The organism is Verrucomicrobiaceae bacterium (assembly GCA_016713035.1).
In the GTDB taxonomy this organism is placed as follows: Bacteria; Verrucomicrobiota; Verrucomicrobiia; order Verrucomicrobiales; family Verrucomicrobiaceae; genus Prosthecobacter.
On record JADJPW010000007.1, the window covers coordinates 263,372 to 284,743 of the forward strand.

Annotated in this window: 17 protein-coding genes; 9 read left to right on the forward strand and 8 right to left on the reverse strand. The window is 59.1% G+C overall.

The features are described from left to right. Positions 1-20: 20 nt before the first annotated feature. From IPK32_20575 to ilvN, 6 genes are all read left to right on the forward strand, one after another. Positions 21-1,211: a molybdopterin-dependent oxidoreductase gene (locus IPK32_20575; GenBank protein ID MBK8094285.1), complete on the forward strand. Its 1,191-nt coding sequence runs from the start codon at positions 21-23 to the stop codon at positions 1,209-1,211. Continuing rightward, complete coding sequence (locus IPK32_20580) at positions 1,208-2,614, forward strand: sulfatase-like hydrolase/transferase (protein ID MBK8094286.1); 1,407 nt, start codon at positions 1,208-1,210, stop codon at positions 2,612-2,614. The genes IPK32_20575 and IPK32_20580 overlap by 4 nt, the downstream gene beginning before the upstream one ends. A 56-nt stretch (positions 2,615-2,670) precedes the next feature. Further along, positions 2,671-4,062, forward strand: a complete 1,392-nt coding sequence (locus IPK32_20585) for a PQQ-binding-like beta-propeller repeat protein (protein MBK8094287.1) — start codon at positions 2,671-2,673, stop codon at positions 4,060-4,062. 159 nt (positions 4,063-4,221) lie between these two features. Further along, on the forward strand, positions 4,222-5,949 hold the full coding sequence (gene ilvB, locus IPK32_20590; GenBank protein ID MBK8094288.1) for a biosynthetic-type acetolactate synthase large subunit: 1,728 nt from the start codon (positions 4,222-4,224) through the stop codon (positions 5,947-5,949). Between the two features lie 157 nt (positions 5,950-6,106). Continuing rightward, positions 6,107-7,027 carry a site-specific DNA-methyltransferase gene (locus tag IPK32_20595; GenBank protein MBK8094289.1) on the forward strand — a complete coding sequence of 307 codons (921 nt, stop codon included), beginning with the start codon at positions 6,107-6,109 and terminating at the stop codon, positions 7,025-7,027. Between the two features lie 46 nt (positions 7,028-7,073). After that, positions 7,074-7,619: an acetolactate synthase small subunit gene (gene ilvN, locus IPK32_20600; protein MBK8094290.1), complete on the forward strand. Its 546-nt coding sequence runs from the start codon at positions 7,074-7,076 to the stop codon at positions 7,617-7,619. 27 nt (positions 7,620-7,646) lie between these two features. On the opposite strand, the gene IPK32_20605 is transcribed toward ilvN, so the two are convergent. Beyond that, complete coding sequence (locus tag IPK32_20605) at positions 7,647-7,787, reverse strand: hypothetical protein (protein MBK8094291.1); 141 nt, start codon at positions 7,785-7,787, stop codon at positions 7,647-7,649. A 224-nt stretch (positions 7,788-8,011) separates the two neighbouring features. On the opposite strand from IPK32_20605, the gene IPK32_20610 reads away from it, so the two are divergent. Next, positions 8,012-9,298 (forward strand): glycosyltransferase family 4 protein, encoded by a 1,287-nt coding sequence (locus tag IPK32_20610; GenBank protein ID MBK8094292.1) that lies wholly within the window; start codon positions 8,012-8,014, stop codon positions 9,296-9,298. Positions 9,299-9,533: 235 nt separating this feature from the next. Here IPK32_20610 and dgt read toward each other — a convergent pair whose 3' ends face one another. The 5 genes from dgt to IPK32_20635 all read right to left on the reverse strand — a co-directional run bounded on the left by dgt (position 9,534) and on the right by IPK32_20635 (position 14,343). Next, on the reverse strand, positions 9,534-10,808 hold the full coding sequence (gene dgt, locus IPK32_20615) for a dNTP triphosphohydrolase (GenBank protein MBK8094293.1): 1,275 nt from the start codon (positions 10,806-10,808) through the stop codon (positions 9,534-9,536). 103 nt (positions 10,809-10,911) lie between these two features. After that, positions 10,912-11,511 carry a translation elongation factor Ts gene (gene tsf / locus IPK32_20620; protein ID MBK8094294.1) on the reverse strand — a complete coding sequence of 200 codons (600 nt, stop codon included), beginning with the start codon at positions 11,509-11,511 and terminating at the stop codon, positions 10,912-10,914. A gap of 32 nt (positions 11,512-11,543) precedes the next feature. After that, a complete protein-coding gene (rpsB, locus tag IPK32_20625; GenBank protein MBK8094295.1) occupies positions 11,544-12,236 on the reverse strand; it encodes a 30S ribosomal protein S2 in 693 nt (230 codons plus the stop codon). 139 nt (positions 12,237-12,375) lie between these two features. Further along, on the reverse strand, positions 12,376-13,737 hold the full coding sequence (locus IPK32_20630) for an acetylxylan esterase (protein ID MBK8094296.1): 1,362 nt from the start codon (positions 13,735-13,737) through the stop codon (positions 12,376-12,378). 57 nt (positions 13,738-13,794) lie between these two features. Continuing rightward, positions 13,795-14,343, reverse strand: a complete 549-nt coding sequence (locus IPK32_20635; protein ID MBK8094297.1) for a group 1 truncated hemoglobin — start codon at positions 14,341-14,343, stop codon at positions 13,795-13,797. Between the two features lie 159 nt (positions 14,344-14,502). Between IPK32_20635 and IPK32_20640 the strand changes: the two genes are divergently transcribed. Next, complete coding sequence (locus IPK32_20640; GenBank protein ID MBK8094298.1) at positions 14,503-15,705, forward strand: NnrS family protein; 1,203 nt, start codon at positions 14,503-14,505, stop codon at positions 15,703-15,705. Here IPK32_20640 and IPK32_20645 read toward each other — a convergent pair whose 3' ends face one another. Next, a complete protein-coding gene (locus IPK32_20645; GenBank protein MBK8094299.1) occupies positions 15,706-16,977 on the reverse strand; it encodes a mandelate racemase/muconate lactonizing enzyme family protein in 1,272 nt (423 codons plus the stop codon). Here IPK32_20645 and IPK32_20650 point away from each other — a divergent pair. Further along, on the forward strand, positions 16,976-18,286 hold the full coding sequence (locus IPK32_20650) for a neutral/alkaline non-lysosomal ceramidase N-terminal domain-containing protein (GenBank protein MBK8094300.1): 1,311 nt from the start codon (positions 16,976-16,978) through the stop codon (positions 18,284-18,286). The two genes, IPK32_20645 and IPK32_20650, sit on opposite strands and share 2 nt — an antisense overlap. Positions 18,287-18,405: 119 nt before the next feature. Here IPK32_20650 and IPK32_20655 read toward each other — a convergent pair whose 3' ends face one another. Continuing rightward, positions 18,406-21,351: a pyruvate, phosphate dikinase gene (locus IPK32_20655; GenBank protein ID MBK8094301.1), complete on the reverse strand. Its 2,946-nt coding sequence runs from the start codon at positions 21,349-21,351 to the stop codon at positions 18,406-18,408. Positions 21,352-21,372 lie beyond the last annotated feature (21 nt).

Here is a 21,372-nt window from a genome sequence, read left to right on the forward strand (position 1 = left end):
TGAACAACTCACTCACCACCATGAGCCCCATCTCCCGCAGGCAGGCCGTGAAACTCGGCATCGGATCGCTCGCCGCGATGCAGACCTCCATCCACGCCGAAGAACCCGCGCAGATCAAACCGCGCCCGTTTCTCACCGCCGCCGATGATTTCGAAGATGTCTCCCGCGGCACGCCAAAGCCGCACTCACTCACCGGCGAGGCTTTGATCCGAGCAAAGCTCTCCCCGGAGTCGTGGAAGCTCGAAATCAGCGTGGATGAAACCACGAACGAAGTCGTCACGCAGAAGGCGCAGATCGAACGCGCCGTCACACTCGACTACGCACAGCTCCTGGAGCTCGGGAAAAAGCATCGCGTCTTGTTTTTGAAGGCCATGCAGTGCCTGAACATCGCCACGCCGCTCGGCCAGGGTCTGTGGGAGGGCGTGCCGCTGCGTGATGTGCTGCGGCTCTGCGGCGCGATGTCGAATGTGCGCCGCGTGTACTTCTGGGGCTTTCACAATGACGACCCGAAGCAGCGCTTCCAGTCCTCACTCAGCTACACGCAGGTCATGGAGACACCGCCGGGCGAGCTGCCCGTGTTTATCGCCTACAAACTCAACGGCGAACCCATCAACCTCGAACGCGGCGGCCCCGTGCGCATGGTCGTGCCATGGGCGCACGGCTTCAAATCGATCAAATGGCTCCAGCACATCCGCCTTACGAATGATCACCGGGCGAACGACACCTACGCGGAGAAAAACAACGATCCCGAGTCGCACCTCAAAACTGCCGCGTATCTCGATGACGTCGTCGTGAGCGGCAAAACGGCCCATGTCGGCGGTTGGGCCATCAGCGGCCTCTCCGGCCTCTCACACGTCGAGACGTGGCTGCGGCCTGCGGGAGCCGATTTGGCTGAAAACTCGCCCGAATGGCAAAAGGCCGTCTGGGAGCCCGCGCAGCTCGATGCGCCGCCGGATTGGAAAAGCGTGCTTCCCGCCGGCGTGAAGCCGCAGGACATCCTCGGCTTCGACAAAAAGACCGGAAAGCCTCTCTCCTGGCCTCTGCGCTACAGCATGGTCGGCTTCAGCACCGCGCTGCGTGATTTGAAGCCCGGCAAATACGAAGTCCGCGCCCGCACCGTCGATTTGAACGGCTTCGCCCAGCCAGAGCCCCGCAGCATCCAAAAGAGCGGCAAAAACGGCATCCAGGTTCGCACGTTCACCATCCCATGAAGCTCCTCTGCATCTTTTTTGTTCTCACGCTCTGCACTCCGCTCTTCGCGGCGCAGCCGAACATCCTCCTCATCCTCGCGGATGACTGCACATTCAGCGATCTCGCCATCTACGGCGGTCAAAATGCGAAGACGCCGAATATCGACCGCCTCGCCGCACAGGGGCTCGTTTTTGACAAGGCTTACGTCACCGCTGCGATGTGTCAGCCCTGCCGCGCGGAGCTCTACACCGGCCAGCAGCCGATGCGGAATGGCTGTGCGTGGAATCACAGCGCCTGCCGGCCTGAGACGAAAAGTCTGCCACACCATCTCACACCAGCGGGTTATCGGACCGGCATCGCGGGCAAGGTGCATGTGACGCCGAGGCCATGTTTTCCTTTTGAAGACGTGCCCGGATTCGATGCCAATGCGGTGCGTGATCCCACGCATCCGCATGACCTCGCAGGCGTGAAGAGCTTCATCACACGCGACAAAGCGCAGCCCTTCTGCCTCGTCGTCGCTTTGACCGAGCCGCATGTGCCGTGGGTGATGGGCGATGCGTCAAAGTATCCGCCGCAGAAGCTCAAACTGCCGCCGAACATCGCCGACACTCCGAAGACGCGAGAGGATTTCTCCAAGTACCTCGCCGAGATCACTTACATGGACGGACAGGTCGGTGAGATCCTCGCGGCGCTGGATGAAAGCGGCGCAGCGCAAGACACGCTCGTGCTTTTCACCAGTGAGCAGGGATCGCAGTTCCCCGGCAATAAATGGACCTGCTGGGACACCGGGCTGCACACCACGCTCATCGCCCGCTGGCCTGGAAAAGTCGCCGCTGGCAGCCGCTCCAGCGCTCTGGTGCAATACGCTGATGTCACCCCGACGCTGCTCGATGTCATCGGTGTGAAAAGTACGCACACCTTTGACGGCAGCAGCTTCGCCGCTGTGCTACGCGGAGAAAAGGCCACGCATCGCGACTACGCCTACGCCGCGCATAACAACATCCCCGAAGGCCCCGCGTATCCCATCCGCAGCATCACCGACGGTGAGTGGCGCTACATCCGCAATCTCACGCCGGATGAAATCTTCATCGAAAAGCATCTCATGGGCCTGCTCGGTGGGGCTACGGTGCATAATCCTTATTGGTCGAGCTGGATGGCCACCGCGCTCGACAATCCGCACACCTACACCCTCGTGAAGCGCTACATGCACCGCCCTGCGGAGCAGCTCTACCACACTGCGGATGATCCAGCAGAGATGACCAATCTCGCCGCGAAACCCGAGTGCACCGCCATCAAGACCAAACTCAGTGCCGCACTCGATCAGTGGCTGACCGCCCAAGGCGACCCCGGCATCCCGCAGGACACGCACGAGGCACACAAAGCTGGTAAACAAGGCAAGCACCTCCATTTCCCAAAACCATGAACACATATAGAGCGACACCCCTTGGAATGCGGATTCTTGCACCCCGATTCTTTTTGATGGCATGCTTCTTGGCTGCTGGAGCAGCACAGGCGGGCGAGTGGCCGCAGTTTCGTGGCGAGGGCGGCTTGGGGGCTGGTAGTGGTGAGCCGCCCGTAGCTTTCGCGGTGGGTCAAAACATGAAATGGCAGGTGGCGGTGCCCCAGGGGCATTCCTCGCCCTGTATTTGGAAGGGGCGTATCGCACTCACTGGGCTGGCAGAGGGGAAATTGGTCACTTTTTGCCTCCAGGCGGCAGATGGACGCGAAATCTGGCGTGCTGAGGCTCCAGCAGGAAAAATCGAAGGTGCACACCGCATCGGCTCACCGGCTGCTCCGACGTGCTGCACGGATGGGGAGCGGCTTTTCGCCTATTTCGGCTCCTATGGCGTATTGGCATATGATTGGGATGGGCGGCTGCTTTGGCAAAAAACGCTGCCACCGCCGGTGGTGGAGTTTGGCACCAGTTCCTCGCCGATCGTGATCGGGGGAAAGGTCATCCTCGTCGTCGATCAAGACATCGGTAGCTACATGCTGGCGCTGGATGCGCAGACGGGCTCGCAGCTCTGGCGTGTGGATCGGAGCGAGTTCCGCCGCGGATTCTCCACGCCATTTGTGTGGCAGCATGATGGGATCTCCGAGCTGATCGTATGCGGATCACTCTGGACGCGGAGCTATGATCTGGCGGATGGGCAGCAGCGCTGGTCCGTGCGGGGGATGGCCCGCGTATCGAATGCTAGCCCTACGGCCGCAGATGGCGTGCTGCTACTGGTGAGCTGGAATGTGGGTGGCGATGAGGATGACCGCGTGGTGATGGAGCCGCATGCAGACTTCCTCGCCGCGAATGATGCGGACAAGGACGGACTGCTGACGCTGGCAGAATTCCCCGCAGGGAAGATCAAAGACCGCTTTTCACAGATCGATGCGGATAAGGACGGCAAAGTCACTGCCCAGGAGTATGAGGTGCTGCGCAGCATGTTCGCAGAGGCGGTGAACCAGCTCTTTGCCATCCGTCCCGGCGGCCGTGGCGACATCACGGACACACACGTGCTCTGGCAGCAGAGCAAGCACCTGCCCTACGTCTCCAGCCCAGTGGTGGCTGGCGGGTGCATCTTCACCATGAAGAGCGGCGGACTAGCCAGTGCCTACGAGGCGAAAAGCGGCAGCCCCATTTACCAAGCCGAACGCGTCGATGCCCCAGGTGACTACTACGCCTCTGCCGTCACGGCGGGGGGCAAAATCTACGTCACCTCCCAGCGTGGCACGGTGGTGGTGCTGGACGCTGCGGGGGATCGACTCACCGTCCTCGCCCGCAATGAGCTGAAGCAGCCCGTCTTTGCCACCCCAGCCATTGTGGATGGCGTACTCTACCTCCGCACGGAGAAGGGCTTTTTTGCTTTTGCCGCGAAATAGTCCGGCAAAACCCGCATTTGGGCGAAATTGTCGCGTTTTCAACCACAAGAAGCCCTCAACTGGTCGCATTTGATCAAAAACGGGCAAACTTCGGCTTGCGATTTTCGCGTTTGACCCGATTTTGGCCGCCCAAATCGCAATTTTTACCCAAACTCAATCATGAGCACCCCAAAAATGGACGGCGCACAGGCCCTCATCAAAACCCTCGCCGATCTCGGCATCGAGTACGTCTTTGGCTACTCCGGCGGCGCAGCTATCCCGATCTTTGACGCCCTCCAGACCGTGAAGACGGATATGAAATTCATCCTCGTCCGCCACGAGCAGGGTGCCGTCCACATGGCCGACGGCTACGCCCGCGCCACCGGGAAGCCCGCCGTCGTGCTCGTCACCTCCGGCCCCGGCGCTGGGAATACCGTCACCGGCATCATGACCGCCCAGATGGACAGCGTGCCCATGATCATCCTCTGCGGCCAGCAGGTCACCTGGATGCTCGGGAAGGACGCCTTCCAGGAAGCGGACATTTTCAATATCACCGCCCCGGTCGTGAAGCATAACTTCCTGGTCAAGAGCTCCAATGCGCTGCCCCGCATCGCCCGTGAGGCCTACCACATCGCCACCACTGGCCGCCCAGGCCCCGTGCTCATCGACATCCCGAAGGACATCAGTCAGGGAGCCTTCACCGGCACCTTTGATGAGCCCATGGATCTGCCCGGCTACCACCCCGAACAGAATTTCAAAATCGACCAGGCAGGCATCAAAGAAGCCGCTCGCCTGCTCGCTGGAGCCAAGCGCCCCGTCATCCTGGCCGGTCAGGGTGCCATGATCGCCCGTGCGGATAAAGAACTGCTCACGCTGGCAGAAACGCTCGGCTGCCCAGTGACCACCACCCTGCTCGGCAAAGGTGTCTTCCCAGAAACTCATCCGCTGTCTCTCGGCATGCTGGGCATGCACGGCACCGCGTATGCGAACAAGGCCATCTGCGAGGCCGATCTGATCTTCAATGTCGGCTCCCGCTTTGACGACCGCATCATCGGCAAGCCGCACATGTTTGGCCGTAATGCCAAGCTCATCCACATCGACATCGACGCCGCCGAGTTCAACAAGATGATCAAAGTGGACGTCGCGATCAAAGGCGACGCCAAAGCAGCGCTCAGCGATCTGCTCCCACACGTCGAAAAACTGCCCACCGAAGACTGGCTGGCCCATCTCGATGGCTACAAGAAGAAATTCCCCCTCACTTACAAGAAACAGGGTGGACTGCGCATGCAGCAGGTCATTGATGAGCTCTACAACCTCACCAAAGGCAAGGCCATCGTCTCCACCGACGTGGGTCAGCACCAGATGTGGGCCGCGCAGTTCTACAAGAACGACGAAAGCTACCATTGGCTCAGCTCCGGCGGTGCTGGCACGATGGGCTTCGGCTTTCCAGCGGCTATCGGTGCGCAGCTCGCCTACCCAGACAAGACCGTCGTCTCCATCTCGGGTGACGGTGGCTTCCAGATGACCCTCTTTGAGCTGGCTACTGCCGCGATTCACAAGCTACCGATCAAGATCCTCATCCTCAACAACAGCTACCTCGGCATGGTCCGCCAGTGGCAGGAGCTCTTCTTCGAGAACCGCGAGAGCGGCGTCGATCTCATCGGCAACCCCGACTTCGTGAAGCTCGGTGAAGCCTACGGCATCAAAGGCTGGCACATCCGCCGCCCTGCCGATGTCGAGCGCGTGCTCCAGCAGGCCCTCGATTACAACGACGGCCCCTGCATCATCGAAGCCGAGTGCATCAAAGCAGAAAACGTCTTCCCCATGATCCCAGCCGGTGCCGCCCTGGAAGACATGATCCTCGAAACTCCGAAGCACAAAATGGAGAAACCCACCGGTTCGACCTGATCGCGTGTTGGGCTGCTCGGATACCGTTTTGACAGGATTAACAAGATTCACAGGATTATGCAGGATTACTTTTTCATCTTCGCAAAGCCCTGGACCTCCGCAGTCTAGCCAAAATCCTGTAATCCTGTAAATCCTGTCCGAAAAGTCGCCGTAGTCCATGAAACTCAACCGCATCCTCCAAGGCGACGCCGCCACCGAACTTGCGAGGCTGCCTGACTCCAGCATCCAGTCCATCATCGCCGACCCGCCCTATTTCAATGTTCTCGAAAATGAAGCCTGGGACACTCAATGGAAAACAGCAACCGACTACCTCGCCTGGTGCGACGAGTGGGTGCGTCATTCCATGCGCGTCCTGCGCGATGACGGCCTCTGCTTCATCTTCGGACAGCTAGGGAAACGCGAGCACACTTTTTTGCATCTCATGTCACGCCTCAGTCAGCAGCACCAGTTTCACGATCTCATCATCTGGGATCGTGCGGTGGGCTATGACGAGCGGCGGGACAGCTTCACCCCGCAGTACGAGATGGTGCTCGTCCTACGCAAAGGCGAACGCGTGAAGTTCAACAAAGACGCCGTCCGCATCCCCTACGACGAGAAGACCATCGCGCAGTATCTCAAAGACCCGCGCTACAAAGACCTGGAGGCCCGCAAAGCCCATCTCAACAAAGGCAAATACGCCACCAACATCCTCCGCGTCCCCAGTCTCAAAGGACAGTCGAAGGAAAAATGCGGCCACCCATCGCAAAAGCCGCTCGGTCTGATCGAAAAACTCGTCCTCTGCTCCACAGATGCAGGCGATACGGTGCTCGATCCCTTTTTAGGCAGCGGCACCACCGCCGTCGCCGCCCAGCAAAATGGCCGAAATTGGCTAGGCATCGAAATGGACTCCAACTACGTCGAAATCGCCCAAGAACGCTTAAAGGCTCCCTCTGGCCAGAAAACTCAAAGTGCGCAGTTCTCAGTGCCTAGTGCTCAGTCTGCCAAAAAGCGCCACAAAGCCTCCCAGCCAGCCGAAATGGACCTTTTCACCCTTTCGCGCCCCAAACGCAGCAAAGCCCAACTGAGAACTGAGAACTGAGAACTCAAACCCCGCCCCCTTTCCAAACACCAGCCCCGAAACCGCCATGTCCGACCGCATCCCCGCCACCACCGACAAAAAACCCGCTCCGCAGGCCGATCCTATCCACATTCACACGCTCAGCGTCATGGTGAACAACCAGCCTGGCGTCCTCGGCCGCATCTGCGCCGTCTTCAGCCGCCGTGGCTTCAACATTGAATCCCTCGTCGTCTCCCAGACGCGTGATCCGCGCTTCAGCCGCATGACCATCGGCATCAGCGGCCAACCAGAGGGTCTGCACCAGATCATCCTGCAGGTGAACAAGCTCATCGACGTCATCAGCTGCGTCGAGCACACCGACCGTGACGCCGTGGCAAAGGAAATGGTGCTCATCAAAGTCGCCGCTGGAGCCGCCGAGCGCACCGAGATCCTACAAATCATCGAGCATTACGCCGGCAAAACCGTCGATCTCCAAGAAGACAGCCTCATCGCCATGATCACCGGCAACACCGACAAGCTCGACGCCGCCGTGCGCATCCTCAGCAAATTCGACATCGTCGAAACCGTCCGCACCGGCAAAGTGGTGATGGCACGCGGTCTGACGGAGACTTGATCCGATCACCGATCTGCGTACCGAATATCAATAAAGAAGCTGTAACTGCCGCTCAAACTCATCCGGTGTGAGCCAGTGGCTTTGCTCACGATCCTCAGCACGCCGATTCAAAGCCCTTTGATAATCTTCATCGAGTCGGTGGCGGAGTTGGAAGAGGTATGCGGACACCTCATCAAGCTCTGATTCCGTCAGGACCGTAATCTCTCGTTTGATTTGCTCGACACTCATGTCTCAAATTTGACTCACACCTGCTGACTGGCAAGATTCAATTAAACAAACAGTACAATCGGCACTTCAGGCAGCCTGATCTTCGCTCTTCTGCCTTCCAGAACGTCTATCATTCGACTTTTGGCCTGGATACGTCATGCTAGGCACCCCCCTTCACCCCAAACATGCGCTTCCTCCACCTCACCCCCGGCACAGGTTCCTTTCATTGCGGATCTTGCCTGCGGGATCATGCGCTGATCCGGGCGCTGCGTTTCCGCAAGCATGATGCCGTCATGGCACCGCTGTACTTGCCGCTGGTGACGGACCGCGAATTCAGCGCCCAGGAGCCTGCGGTGCAGGTGGGTGGTGTCTCACTCTACTTGCAGCAGAAGATGCCGTGGTTCCACCACATGCCCGGATTCATCCATCGCTGGCTCAATAAGCCCGAAAAACTGCGCAAGGCCTCCAGGCGCATCGGCATGACCAGTGCCAAAGCACTCGGCGAAATGACGCTGGATAGCCTCATGGGCAGCGAAGGCCGCCAATGGGGCGAGTGGAAAAAACTCCTCACCTGGATCCGCGGTGAAGGGAAGTTCGAGGTCATTTCCCTCTCTAACAGCCTCCTTTCTGGCCTAGCACCCACGATGGAGAAAGAGTTCGGCGTGCCTGTCATCTGCTCACTCCAGGGAGAGGACAGCTTCCTCGATACACTGCCAGATCCGTATCGTGAGCAGGCATGGGAGGCCATGCGGCGCAATGCAGCGAGCATCCGCCGCTTCATCGCCCCGAGCTACTACTACGCCGATCACATGCGCAAGCGCCTCGGCCTCAGCGCGGAGCAGATCACCGTCATCCCCAACGGCATCGACGCCACCAGCTTCACCATGGCCACGCCAGACCCGAACTGGCCCACCATCGGTTACTTCGCCCGCATGATTCACGGCAAAGGGCTCACCACACTCGTGGATGCCTTCATCCTACTCGCCCAGCGCGGCAGCGTGCCGCGTGTGAAGCTACGCATCGGCGGTGCCAAGACCGACTCCGATGAAAAATACATCCAGGAGCAGCGCCGGAAACTCGCTGCCGCTGGGCTGGAAAAGCGCGTCGAGTTCCGCCCGAATCTCAGCTTCAAAGACAAAGTCCACTTCTTCTCCGATCTGACCATCCTGAGCGTCCCCGCGACCTATGGCGAGGCTTTTGGCCTCTATGTCATCGAGGCACTCGCCAGCGGCGTGCCCGTGGTGCAGCCACGGCATGGTGCCTTCCCAGAAATCATCGAAAAAACCGGCGGTGGCCTCCTTTGCGAGCCCGACGACGTCGAATCTCTCGCCAATGCTCTCGAAAGCCTCCTGCTCGATGCGGACCGCTGCGACCAGATCGCTAAAACCGGCCTCGCTGGAGTACGTGCTCATTACAGTGCCACTCAGATGGCAGAGAACTTCGAGTCCATGCTGCGAGATGTCGTGAGCTGAGGCGTTTTTTGAAAACCGCCCATAGGCAACGAAAGAGGCACCAGCAAAGTAGCCATCTCGCTCCGCGAGATGAGCTGGACGCGTTGCAAACTCTCTGGTTTACGATCTCCGCGCATCCTACATGCTGGCGAAAGCCTTCTCGCGCATCTCGACGGAGCGAGATGGCTACTTTGCTTCGCTTGGTCTTTGCTGGTGGGTTTTAAAACACTGCTTAGCCAAGGATAGCGCACAGCCCTCAAACGAAATCCGTGATGGAACCGAACTCGGCATCGAAAAGCCGGCGGTAGGTGCGGAAGGCAAAACGGTCCGTCATATTCGCGACCCAGTCACAGACCAGCCGCGCTCTCACTTTCGCATCTGGCGCGGCGGCGATCTCGCTTTCGATGTTTTCGGGGATGAGGCGCAGGCCTTTGGGCTGCGCGGGCTCGATGTAGCGATCATGCAGCACTTCAAAGAGCCGCTGGAGAATGAAATCCGCCTTATGATCGAGCTGCTGGAGCTGCGGGCTGCGGAAGACGAGTTCGAGGGAGATTTTTTTGTGCAGATCCGCTCGTGAACGCAGCGCTGGATCGATCTGAAGCTCAAACTGATGCCGCCGCGTGCTGGCAGTAAGAAAATTGGCCGCAGGAATGAGCTTCGTCGCATGGATGCAGTCACCGATGAGGCGGTTGAGCCTGCCTTCGACGCGGTCATCACGCATGGCTTTGCACAAGAAGACGATGTACTCGCTCTGTGTGGCATCGAGCGTCTGTTTGGCCGCCCAGTGCTCCAAACTGGTCACATTGATGAATCCGGCGCGGATGCCATCCGCGAGGTCATTGAGCGAGTAGGCCGTATCGTCCGCCCAGTCCATGATTTGGCATTCGATGCTTTTGAAGCCGTTGCGTAGCTTGCCCGGTGTGAGCTCCACGGGAAAGGCCTGCTCACCCATGGTGAAGTCGAGCCACTTTTCCTGGTCGTCGTAGAGGTAGTGGTTGGTTTTGCCAGCGGGCCGCTCGGTGAAGAGGGTTTTATACTTCAGCACACCATCGAGCAGCGCACGCGTGGGGTTCATGCCGGCGCGGCCTTCGCTAAAGAGTGTCTGTGTGAGAATGCGCAGGGTCTGTGCATTGCCCTCAAAGCCGCCATACGGCTCCATGAGCCGGTGCAGCGTGCGCTCGCCCGCGTGGCCGAAGGGCGGATGACCCAGATCATGGCTGAGGCAGGCACTTTCGACGAGATCGGGGTCGATGAAGCACTCGTCATCGAGAATATCCCGCTGCTGACGCAGCCACCCGCAGATGCTGCGGCCGATCTGCGCCACCTCGATGCTGTGCGTGAGCCGCGTGCGGTAGAAGTCGTATTCACCGGAGAGAAAGACCTGCGTCTTGCTCTGCAAGCGGCGGAAGGCGCTGCTGTGGATGATCCGGTCGCGGTCGATCTGGAAGGCGCTGCGATACTCGCCGTCGAAAACACGACGCTCATGGAGCGTGGCGGTGTCAAAGGCATTGTAGAAGCGGTTTGCGGGCATTGGTGGGCACGAAGGCTAGCGCAGGATTCACCGCAGCGGAAACATGAAAAAAGGGCGGATCGTGATGATCCGCCCTTTTCGTGATTTTTGGCTATTCGGAGGCTCAGACTTCTTCGCCGACGGCGTAGCGGACGAAGCGGCGCACGACGAGGTTTTCACCAAGTTCAGCGATTTTGCTCTTCACGAAGTCACCGATGGTGATGTCGGGGTTCTTGATGAAGGCCTGCTCCAGGAGGCACTGCTCGGCGAAGATCTTGTCGATCTTACCTTGGACGATCTTCTCGACGATGGCCTCGGGCTTGCCCTTGACCTGCTCGGCGGCGATTTCGCGCTCCTTGGCGATGAGATCGGTAGGGATCTCCTCACGACCGATGAATTTCGGATTGGAGGCGGCGATGTGGAGGGAGATGTCCTTCACGAAGGCCTGGAAGATTTCGTTGCGGGCAACGAAGTCGGTTTCGCAGTTCACTTCGATAAGCACGCCGATGCGGCCTGCCATGTGGATGTAGGAGGAGATGATGCCTTCCTTGGTCTGGCGGTCACCTTTGGTTTCAGCCTTGGTGATGCCTTTTTTGCGGAGGATGGTTTCGGCCTTCTCAATGTCGCCTTCGGCTTCCTTGAGGGCTTTTTTGCAATCCATCATGCCTGCGTTGGTTTTGTCACGCAGGGCCATGACGACTTTCGCGGAGAGTTCGTGTGCCATGATTAGTTCAGGTTTAGGGGGTGAAAAATGGATTACTTCTTCGCTTCAGCCGTGGCGACGATGACGGGGTCGATCAGCTTCTGCAGGATGATGCGGATGGAGCGGATGGCGTCGTCGTTGGCGGCGATGGGGTAATTGATGAGGGAGGGGTCCGCATTCGTGTCCACGAGGGCGACGATGGGGATGCGCAGGCGGCGGGACTCAGAGACGGCGATGTGCTCACGGGCGGCATCGACGATGACGACGGCGTCAGGGAGCTTGTCCATGTGGCGGATACCACGGAGGTTGCGCTCGAGCTTGATGCGCTCGCGGTTGAGGGAGGCGAGCTCCTTCTTGGACATCTGCTTGAACTCGGGCTTCTTCTCGATGTCTTCGAGGTAGTTCAGGCGTGCGATGGATTTACGCAGCGTTTCGTTGTTCGTGAGGGTGCCGCCGAGCCAGCGGTGGTTCACATAATACTGCTGGCAGGCTTCTGCGGCCTGTTTGACGGCTTCTTGGGCCTGGCGCTTGCAGCCGACAAAGAGGATGCGCTTGTGCTTGCGGGCGAGGTCGCTGAGGAAGTCAGCGGCTTTGTCGATCTGATTGACGGTCTCCTCGATGTTGAGGATGTGGATGTTGTTGCGGGAGCCCATGATGAATTTTTTCATCTTGGGGTTCCAGCGCTTGGTCTGGTGTCCAAAGTGGACGCCAGCTTCGACGAGTTCGGCGAGTACAGGGGATGACATGTGGTATCTGAGGTGCCTTTTCTTCCGCACGCTGTCACAGGGACGGCGCTCTGGCTCACGGGGGAGCTGATTCGGTGGATCGGGCTGAGTATTGAGCCTTTGTCCCAGCCAACATGGCCGGGCGAAAGGGGCCGCGATGCTACCCGCCTACCCCCAGGCGGCAAGTGGTATTTACAGGGCCAAAGGGACTCTCAGGGAGCAAACTGCACGGTACTGGTGACCATTCTGCCGAGGCTGTCGGTGACGGAAAGGAACCATGTATTGGCACCTGTGGGCAGTTTCGGGGCTTTGATGAGGTATTGGGAGGAAAGGAGGCCCCACTGCCATTCATGGCCCGCATTTCGAGTGTCGCCGGCTGGCTCTGCCACTCTCGTGCGGAGCGTAGGCCGGTATCGGTGGTGTAGTGGAGCAGTGCGGTGGCGGGCTGGCTGTTCACGGTGTCCACCAGGCACTCGATGCCTTCTGCCTGGATCTGCACGGCGGCGAGCACGGGCAGCGGATGCGGGGTCGTCACGTCGGAGCCTTTTACCCGTGTGCCGGCAGGGATGCACTTGGAGTCGATGAAGGCCCCGATCTCCTGCGGGGCCCAGCCGGGCGGGTGGCCATGGGGCATTTTCACCTGGATGCGCAGGTGTTTTTCTCCAGGGACGGCGGCGTAGCTCTTCATGTAGCTATCGAGCACATAATGGACGTCGTTGGTGCCATTGACGAAGAAGATGGGCACACGGCAGCGTGGCAAATGGCTGCCGGGATCGTATTCTTTGACCCACAGGGCCTTGCGCTCGCCGAGCTTGTCGATGGCGGGTTTTTGCACGGACTCGCCCACATGCAGAAAGCCGCAGCCATAGACGGGCACGGCAGCTTTGAAGCGATCATCCAACGAGGCGACGAGGCAGGTGGTGTAGCCACCCCAACTGATGCCGGTGACGGCGGTGTGCTCTGCATCCACCTCCGCAAAGCTGCGCAGCAGGGTATGCGCACGGATGACGCTCGCAGCGGCGTGAAAGGGCCAGTCATCACTGCTGTCGCCACCGATGCTGTCAAACTTCTCCGCCGCACCATGCGGTGGGCCGCCATTAGCGAGCCGGGTGCGGGTTTTCTGATCGTGTGCATTGCTTTTCACAGCGCCTTTTTCGTCAAAGACCACCGCTGGTGGCTGGGAGCCATTCAGATCCATCGCGATGGCTGCATAGCCGCGTTTGGCCCAAAGCAGAGCCCACTCGGCGAAGGCGGTGCCACCGCCGCCGTGGATGAGCACCACACCGGGGAATTTCTTGGCGCTCGTCTTTTCGCCCAGCGTGGTCGGTGAGGCGTAGAAAGCGAAAACCTCAGTTTCGCGACCCTGATACTTCTCCCCCGCGTAGGTGAGCGAATGCACGGGCTGGTCCTGCCGCAGCCATTTCATGGCGGGGACATGGTTTTGCAGCGCGGAGATGTCCCAGGGGCCGATCTGGGCGGCAAAGAGGGACGGACAGAGCATGGCGAAAAGAAAAAACCTCATGGCGGCGCAGGAAACGCCACCTTGAGGTGAATTCAGAGCCAGAATTATGCCCTGCGGTTATTTTTTGGGCCGACCGAGCACGTCATCCTTGGTGGTGAGTGCGACGGCGACGACTTGGTCGATGAGGTCTTGACTGATTTTGAGGTCCTTGAGCGTGTTGACGAGATTTTCCGCGATGGCGTTGAAGTGCTCTTCCGTGAGACCCATGCCTGCATGGGCTTTGCGCATGTCTTTACCCGTCCATGGCACAGGGCCACCAAAGGCAGCACTGAGGAATTCTTTCTGCTTCCGACGCTGCTTGTCCATGCTGACGTCCGTGAAAAAGTGATTCACACGTTTGTCGGCGAGCACTCTGACATAAAAGGCATCCACTGCGGCATCCATGGCAGCTTTGCCTCCGAGTTTGTGATATAGGCTGGCTTCACGTGCTTGAGTCCATTTGGTTTTGCAGGCTTCTTTGGCAAAGGCCCACTTACGCCCCTCATACTCGGTGGTGATGGCGAGATCAGCCGGTTTTCCGGTGACGGGGCAGACGGTATTTGTCGCGGTTTCAGTAGCGACAGTGGCTGGATCTGCGGCGAGGGCAGCATTGATGAGTAGTGTCATCACTGCGGTGATGGTGGCAAGGGAGGTGAGTATGAACTTCATGAGAGGGCAGAAAAAACGGCCGGTGCCCCGGCTGGCATTACTATCAATTGCGTTGTGTGCGCCGGAACTTGCGATTGCAGTGCAAGAGCCCGACTTATCGCGTTTAGTGCGCGTGATATGAGCAACTTCCCGGCCTGCAAGCACAAGAAACACAAAGCCAAAGGCCCGCTAAAGCACGGCCTGCGCTGGATCGCAGCGGAGCCCTACCGGGTGTTCTTCGCAAGTGGAGCGATGTGGAGCATCATCGGTGTGGCGCTGTGGCCGCTGTTTTATGCCCAGCAGATCGGTTTCTACCCGAACTTCGTCCATGCGCGGTTGATGATCGAAGCCTTCGGCGGTGCCTTCGTGGTGGGCTTTCTCGGGACGGCAGGGCCACGCATGGCGACGGCTCCGAAGCTCACGCCAGTGGAGCTGATCTGGCTTTTTGCTCTGCATCAGGCTTGCGCGGTGAGTCACCTCATGCAGCGCTTGGCATGGGGAGATGGCTTTTTCGCGGCGCTGCTCATTTCGCTGCTGCTATGCCTCGTGGTACGTGTGGTGGTGTTTCGCAAGGAAGCACCCCCGCCGCAGATGCTGCTGGCACTGACTGGCTTGAGCTGCGGCATCGCGGGCGTGCTGCTGCTACTCGATGGGTCGATCTACTCGGACCCGCCGCGCTACCGGCTGGCGAATCTGCTGCTCTACCAGGGGCTGCTGCTACCTCCCGTGCTGGGGATCGGCTCGTTTGTGTTCCCACGCATGCTCGGTGGTGATTTCGGTGATCCGAAGTCAGCCGCGCAGAGTCGTGTGAAGCTGATCCGCTCACTCATGGCTGCGGCGCTGGTGGTGGGGAGCTTTTTCATCGAGGCGTATGGCCAAGTGATGACCGGCTACACGCTGCGTGCGCTCGTGGCGCTGCTCTATCTCTGGATGGAGGTGAAATGGCAGACACAGCAGGCTGGATCACTCACGACGGGCCTGTTTTGGGCACTGGGGATGGGTTTGGCGGGTTTAGGGCTCACGGGCTGGTTTTATGACCAGCGTGTGAGTGTGGAGCATTTGCTCTACATCGGCGGATTTGGCCTTTTGATGCTCATTGTCGGCTCACGCGTGCTTTTCGGCCATAGCGGCGATTTGGACGGTTTTTTCGTGAAGTCGAAGTGGGTGCGCTTTCTCGTGTTTTTGGGCGTTTTGGCCGCGACGACACGTGCGACGCCCGCATGGATGCCTTCGACGCTCGTTTCCCACCATATCTATGCCGCGTGGACCTGGTGTCTGTTATGCCTACTTTGGCTGATCTGGCACCGCCGCCGTTTTGCGAAACGGGATGAGGAGGATTGATCACCGCATGGTGCTACGACGCCAGGAATGGGCGCCTTCACAGAAGAGTTCATCACGGAGGCGTGTGCCGAGGCCGACACCGGTGGGCAAGGCGGCTTTCCCGCCGGAGATGATGGGCTGAGTATCGACGAGCTTGTCGTAAAAGGAGCGAATGTGGGCTCTCACCGTCTCCTGGAAGACGACATTGGCAGATGCGGCGGCGAGATGCAGCCCGGAGAAGAGTGTCAGCGGGCCCGTGCAGTCATGGATGGTGGCAGGAATGTTGAAGGCCTGCGCCATGTCGATGACGCGGCGTGTTTCGCTGATGCCGCCATTCCAAGTGGGATCGACCATGCAGTAATCGCAGGCTTGGGCCTGAAGCACGGCGAGGTATTCTTTGCGCCCGAGCAGCATCTCGCTAGCGGCGATGGGGAGGCTGCTACGACGGCGGAAATCGGCCAGGGTGCCGACGTGATCGACGCGCAACACGTCCTCCAGCCATAGCGGCTGGATCTCACGCAGCGCCTCGGCGATGCGCAGTGCGGCGGGGAGCTGGAAAAAGGCGTGGCCCTCGATGGCGATGTCCATTTTCATGCCCACACGAGCGCGGATCTCCCTCAGTGGCTTCATCGCCTCATCCACGTCCTGCCAAGAAATATGCAGGCCACCATTTCGATGCGCTGCACGTTCAAAGGGCCAGAGTTTCATCGCCGTGATGCCCTCTGCGAGCAGCTCCTCTGCGAGATCACCCGCCGCGTGATGCGAGGACCAATTATCCTGCAATGGACCCTGCACGCCGATGTCGCCGTAACCTGGCCAACCAGGATGACGCGTTGCTGCTGCTGTGGCACCAGATACTGCTCCGTAGCTGGGGCCGCCGCTGGTGTTGTAAACCGGGATCGAATCACGCACGGGACCACCGAGCAGTCGATAGACGGGCTGCTGACAGGCCTGGCCGAGGATGTCCCACAATGCCAGATCAATGGCCGAGAGTGCCCGCATCTCCGCTCCGGGATGGCCAAATGGCGTGCAGCGCTCATAAATGAAGCGCCAATGCGACTCGATGGCGAGCGCATCGGCCCCGAGCAGCCTTTCTGCCATCCAATCATGGATGAGCGAAGCGATGGCCTGGGGGGTGTAGTACGTCTCTCCGCAGCCGATAAAGCCGTCCTCTGTATGAATGCGGAGGAGCAACAGATTCGGCATGATGCCGGTGGGGATGGCAGTCTCAATGGCGGTGATGCGTGACATAGCGTGGAAGAAAAAACGCGGTGAAGGCCGTAAATTGCTCATGAAGCTCTGCGCCTTCCTCCTCTCCGCCACACTCGCCTGCATCGTGTCAGCCGCGCCTCCCGGTGCGACACCTCTATCACCACCAGCTCCGCCGAAGTCGGTGGCACCGCATTTGCAGCCGACATGGAAGGCTGGCACTGCGGTAATGAAGGTCACACCGCAAAAAATGCTCTGGATGGCTGGCTACGCCGCACGCAAGAAGCCTGCGGAGGGGAAGGTGCAGGAGCTTTTTGCCAAGGCACTCGCTTTGCAGGATGAGCAGGGCACCAAGCTGGTCTTCGTGACTCTGGACCTCTTCGGTGTGCCTCAACTGCTGCGCCATGCCGTGGCAGAAAGAGCGGAAAAGGAACTCGGCCTCCCGAAGGCGAATCTGGTCATGAATGCCTCACACACGCATAGTGGACCGACTTTGCGCACGACTCCACTGACAGAAAAGGATGATGCCAGAGCCCGTGATGCCTGGGAGTACACGCAGAAACTACAAAACGATCTCGTAGCCATCATCGGCAAGGCATTGGCGCAGATGCAGCCTGCGCGGCTGACGTGGAATAAGGCACGCTGTGGTTTCGCAATGAATCGCAGGCGTGACTACACGCTACCCCCCGAGCATCCGAACGCGAATAAAGCCCCGAACCCGAATGGCCCCGTGGATCACGAGGTGCCTGCTCTCCGCGTAGAAGCCCCCGATGGAGCACTCCAGGCGACGCTCTTCGGCTATGCCTGCCACAACACGAGTCTGGGCTTTTACAACTGGTGCGGTGACTACGCCGGCTGGGCGCAGGAGTATCTGCAAGAGCACCGACCCGGCTTCACCGCGCTGTTTTTGATGGGCTGCGGAGGTGATCAAAATCCATATCCGCGCCGCAGTGATGTGGTGCCGGGAATCACGGATCTAGAGCTCTCCATGCAGCACGGGCGCTCTCTTTCCAATGCGGTCGAGATGGCACTCACGGTCAATCCACGGCCGGTGAATGGCCCGATCCGTGCTGCCTATGCAGAGATCCCCCTGAGCTATGCGAAGCCGGGTCGTGAGGACCATCTGTATCCGGTGCAAGTGATCAAGATGGGCAAGGACCTCACTTTCATCACACTGGGCAGTGAGGTGGTAGTGGATTACTCACTACGCTTCAAACGCGAGTTCGCCGGCGAGGCGGGAGTATGGGTAGCAGGCTACTCGAACGACTACACGGGCTACATGCCGAGTCTCCGTGTGCTCAAGGAGGGTGGCTATGAAGCAGCGGCTGGCTGGGCAGAAGATGTGGAAGACCGCATCGCGAAAAAAGTGCGTGAGCTACATGATCAACTGTAAGTCGCGATTGCGGGATAGATAACGGCTCCTCGTGAGCACTAAAAAGCCCTGTGGAGTTTCCCCCACAGGGCTTTTGAGCGGAGCCGAGGCCCGCTACAGCGGCTTAGGCCGCCGTGTAGTTACTTCTTGGCCTTCTTGGCAGCCTTTTTAGCGACTTTCTTTGCGGGGGCCTTCTTGGCAGCCTTCTTGGCGGCTTTCTTTGCAGCTTTTTTAGCCATGGTGTTTATCCTCTGTTTGTTGTTGGTTGCTTTGTTGTTTTGTTTTGCCGAGGCACCAGCAGAGCCGGAGCCACGGACATTTTTACCGGCGACAGCCTTGGTGGCTGCACGCTTTTCCTCGATGGCGGCCTGCGCAGCAGCGAGGCGGGCGACGGGGACGCGGAAAGGACTGCAACTGACGTAGCTCAGTCCCACCTTGTGGCAGAACTTCACGGAGTCAGGATCGCCACCGTGCTCACCGCAGATGCCCAGCTTGATGTCGGGGCGGGTGCTGCGGCCTTTGGTGATGGCGGTCTGGATAAGCTGACCAACGCCAGTGGTGTCCAGCGTGGCAAAGGGGTTCTTTTTGAAGATCTCATTCTCCGTGTAGGGCATGAGGAAGGAGCCCATGTCGTCACGGCTGATGCCGAGTGCGGTCTGGGTGAGATCATTCGTGCCAAAGGAGAAGAACTCGGCGGTTTGCGCGATTTCGTCTGCGGTGAGGGCACCACGGGGCACTTCGATCATGGTACCGACCATGTAGTCGAACTTTATCTTCTTCTCGGCCATGACGGCCTTGGCGACGCGGTGAATGATTTCGACCTGGAGATCGAGCTCCTTCTTGAAGCCGACGAGCGGGACCATGACCTCTGGCTTCACCTTGATCTTCTTCTTCGCCACGTCTGCGGCGGCTTCAAAGATAGCGCGGGCCTGCATGGCCGTGATTTCTGGGTAGGCGATGCCGAGACGGCAGCCGCGGTGACCGAGCATGGGGTTGAACTCATGCAGTGCGGCGACACGGGACTTCACTTTATCGACGGAGACGCCCATTTTCTTCGCAAGGTCGGCCTGAGCGGCTTCTTCATGCGGAACGAATTCGTGAAGGGGTGGGTCGAGAAGGCGGATGGTCGCAGGCAGGCCTTTGAGGGACTCAAAAATGCCGGTGAAGTCCTCACGCTGATATGGGAGGAGCTTGGCGAGTGCTTTTTCGCGGTCAGCGACATTGTCAGCGAGGATCATCTCACGGACGGCGTCGATACGGTCCCCTTCAAAGAACATGTGCTCTGTGCGGGTGAGGCCGATGCCCTGTGCACCGAAAGCGATCGCGTTCTGAGTCTGCTCAGGATTATCGGCATTCGTGCGGACCTGGAGGCGGGCAGCCTTGCCGCACCAGTTCATGAGAGTTTGGAAGCTCTTATACTTCTCCGTGGCTTGTGCAGCCTTGTCGCCATGGAGGGCACCCGTGACGATGGAGGAGGGGCCTGTCTTGATTTTGCCACCATAGATGGTGCCGGCAGTGCCGTCGATGCTGAGGCTGTCTTTGCCTTCACGGAAGACCTCACCTGCGATGGTGACGGTCTTCTTGTCGTAGTCGATTTCGACGGCGGAGGCACCGCAGATGCAAACTTTGCCCATTTGGCGGGCAACGAGCGCGGCGTGACTGGAGACACCACCTTTGGCGGTGAGGATGCCAGCAGCGGCGATCATGCCACGAAGGTCTTCAGGGGAAGTTTCGTTGCGGACGAGGAGAACGGTTTCACCGGCTTCTGCGGCGGCGGCGGCGCGGTTCGCATTGAGGTAGATGGTGCCGGAGGCGGCACCAGGACCGGCAGGAAGACCTTTGGCGAGTTCCTTGGCCTTTTTGATCTCGCTGAGGTCGAAGTCAGGAGCGAGGAGCTGCTCGAGCTGGTCGGCTGGATTGCGTAGGACGGCGGTTTCCCAGTCGATGAGCTTTTCCTTCACCATGTCCATGGAGAACTTCAGTGCGGCGGCAGCGGTGCGCTTGCCATTGCGGGTCTGAAGCATGAACAACTTGCCCTGCTGGATAGTGAACTCGACGTCTTGAACGTCTTTGAAATGCTTTTCAAGGATTTGGCGGACTTTGAGCAGCTCGGCGTAGGGCTTTGGCATCGCCTTCTTGAGCTCAAGAACTGGCTCAGGGGTGCGGACGCCTGCGACGACGTCTTCGCCCTGGGCATTGATGAGGAACTCACCGTAGAATTCATTGACGCCGTTGGCCGGATTACGTGTGAAAGCCACGCCGGAGCCAGAATCGTCGCCGGTATTGCCATAGACCATCGCTTGGACGTTCACGGCAGTGCCCCACTCAGCGGGGATGTTGTATTTGCGGCGATAGACGATCGCGCGGTCATTCATCCAGGAACCGAACACGGCGCCAGCGGCACCGCGAAGCTGATCCCATGGGTCATTCGGGAAAACCTTGCCCGTGCGCTCTTTGACGAGCTGCTTGAAGAGGCGGACGAGTTCTTTTTGGTCCTCAGCGGTCAAATCGCTATCGAGGATGTCTTTGTGATACTTTTTGTGTTTGAAGCCTTCGATGACGACTTCAAAGGGCTCGTGATCTTCGCCTTCAGTCTTCTGGACGCCGAGAACGACGTCACCATACATCTGGATGAAGCGGCGGTAGCAATCCCAAGCGAAACGCTCATTCTTGGTCGCAGCAGCGAGTGAGAGAACTGTCTGGTCATTGAGGCCGAGGTTCAAGATGGTGTCCATCATGCCTGGCATGGAGTCACGGGCACCGGAGCGCACCGCGACGAGAAGCGGCATGCCTTTGGCATCGCCGAATTTCGCGTCCATGATTTTTTCCATGGAGGCGATACCGGCTTCCATCTGCTTCTGAAGATCCGCAGGATAGCTTTTCTTGTACGCGTAGAAATAGGTGCAGACCTCCGTGCTGATCGTGAATCCGGGAGGCACTGGAAGACCGATGCGGCTCATCTCTGCGAGATTCGCGCCTTTTCCTCCGAGCAATGCTTTCATGGAGCCGTCGCCGTCCGCTTTTCCTGCTCCAAAGGAATAAACGTATTTCACTTTCTTTGCGCCGCTGGTTGCTTGTTTAGCCATATTTTATTTTCGGTCGATCAA

Excerpts from the sequence above, each read along its gene's own strand:
- IPK32_20575 (MBK8094285.1), top strand. The coding sequence starts at position 21 with ATGAGCCCCATCTCCCGCAGGCAGGCCGTGAAACTCGGCATCGGATCG.
- IPK32_20580 (MBK8094286.1), top strand. The coding sequence starts at position 1,208 with ATGAAGCTCCTCTGCATCTTTTTTGTTCTCACGCTCTGCACTCCGCTC.
- IPK32_20585 (MBK8094287.1), top strand. The coding sequence starts at position 2,671 with ATGGCATGCTTCTTGGCTGCTGGAGCAGCACAGGCGGGCGAGTGGCCG.
- ilvB (MBK8094288.1), top strand. The coding sequence starts at position 4,222 with ATGAGCACCCCAAAAATGGACGGCGCACAGGCCCTCATCAAAACCCTC.
- IPK32_20595 (MBK8094289.1), top strand. The coding sequence starts at position 6,107 with ATGAAACTCAACCGCATCCTCCAAGGCGACGCCGCCACCGAACTTGCG.
- ilvN (MBK8094290.1), top strand. The coding sequence starts at position 7,074 with ATGTCCGACCGCATCCCCGCCACCACCGACAAAAAACCCGCTCCGCAG.
- IPK32_20610 (MBK8094292.1), top strand. The coding sequence starts at position 8,012 with ATGCGCTTCCTCCACCTCACCCCCGGCACAGGTTCCTTTCATTGCGGA.
- dgt (MBK8094293.1), bottom strand. The coding sequence starts at position 10,808 with ATGCCCGCAAACCGCTTCTACAATGCCTTTGACACCGCCACGCTCCAT.
- tsf (MBK8094294.1), bottom strand. The coding sequence starts at position 11,511 with ATGGCACACGAACTCTCCGCGAAAGTCGTCATGGCCCTGCGTGACAAA.
- rpsB (MBK8094295.1), bottom strand. The coding sequence starts at position 12,236 with ATGTCATCCCCTGTACTCGCCGAACTCGTCGAAGCTGGCGTCCACTTT.
- IPK32_20630 (MBK8094296.1), bottom strand. The coding sequence starts at position 13,737 with ATGAGGTTTTTTCTTTTCGCCATGCTCTGTCCGTCCCTCTTTGCCGCC.
- IPK32_20635 (MBK8094297.1), bottom strand. The coding sequence starts at position 14,343 with ATGACACTACTCATCAATGCTGCCCTCGCCGCAGATCCAGCCACTGTC.
- IPK32_20640 (MBK8094298.1), top strand. The coding sequence starts at position 14,503 with ATGAGCAACTTCCCGGCCTGCAAGCACAAGAAACACAAAGCCAAAGGC.
- IPK32_20650 (MBK8094300.1), top strand. The coding sequence starts at position 16,976 with ATGAAGCTCTGCGCCTTCCTCCTCTCCGCCACACTCGCCTGCATCGTG.
- IPK32_20645 (MBK8094299.1), bottom strand. The coding sequence starts at position 16,977 with ATGAGCAATTTACGGCCTTCACCGCGTTTTTTCTTCCACGCTATGTCA.
- IPK32_20655 (MBK8094301.1), bottom strand. The coding sequence starts at position 21,351 with ATGGCTAAACAAGCAACCAGCGGCGCAAAGAAAGTGAAATACGTTTAT.